This window comes from Streptomyces sp. NPDC031274, from assembly GCF_055570235.1.
Genome location: NZ_JBVIHP010000525.1, coordinates 1 through 1,005, shown reverse-complemented (window position 1 = coordinate 1,005; position 1,005 = coordinate 1). Strand labels below are relative to the sequence as shown.

The 1,005-nt window shown below is 66.9% G+C and carries 1 protein-coding gene; it reads right to left on the bottom strand.

All coding sequences use genetic code 11. The features are described 5' to 3' along the window. The coding region (locus ACZ5CR_RS47680; RefSeq protein WP_468870341.1) for a hypothetical protein at window positions 1–864 on the bottom strand (864 nt) is incomplete at its 3' end. Window positions 865–1,005 lie beyond the last annotated feature (141 nt).

The window sequence follows — 1,005 nt, the reverse complement described above, 5'->3', positions numbered from 1 at the left end:
GATGGCCTGGTCGAGGGCGGCGCGCACGGCGTGCGCGGTGCGGGATCCATCGGGGTCCAATCGGGTCAACTCGACTGCGATCGACTCGACTTGTGCATCTGGGTCGGCTGCCCCGTGAACTTCCGAGGCGAGTGGCGCTCTGCGATCCGGCGGCAGTTTGCCGGTCGTGGGCCCGTCCGTCATCGTGCGGTCCACCGGCCGTGCCTCGGGTGCCGGACGAGAGGCCGGTACGGTGGATCCGACCTCCAGCAGGCGTTCGTGAAGAGACGTCACCTGCTGCTCCAGGCCCGCAAGGCGCTGACTCAGGTCGGCCGGGCTTGGCCCGTCGGCGGGCGGTTGGTGAGTGATGGGGGTTGCCGAAGGCCCGGTGAGAAGCCCCAGCAGCATGGCCGTGACGAGCTCCCCCTGGCGGCGGCTCCGCCGTTCGGCATCCAGCGCCTTCTGGGCCTCCGTGAGGCGTTGCCTCAAGTGGGCCAGTTCTGCCGCCGACTCGCCTCTGCCGCCGACGGGCTCGTGGTCGGCACGCTCGCGACGTCTCGCCTCCGCAGCCCGAGCCAGTAGCGCCGTTGCCCGTTCACACAGCTCAGCGGCATCGTCTGCTGGTGCGCACAGCTTGAGAACTGCCTCCACGAGTGTTCCGTTGACATCCAGGCCGATGCCGGCGAACCGCTTCGACATGGTGGTGATGCGCGGGACCGGACGGCCGCCGAGCATGTCAGGGGTGAGGCGGTCGATGATGTCCTGGAGGGTCATTCCCGCCCGGTCCGCCTGTTCCCTGAGAAGGGCGGCGACTTGGCTCTCTTCTTCGGTCTTTCCTTGCAAGGGGGAGCGGGGGCGCCCTTGTCCGCTTGATGTGACCGCCATGCCCGCCTCTTTTCCACTCAATTAAATGAAGTTCCCTGAACTATGCAAAATAATGTACCTGGTTGGCCGAGCTCGTGGAAGATGACAGGGCGTCACGGCGGCAGGGCGTCTCTGTGGCAGAACAGTGGAACCCTTGGAGGG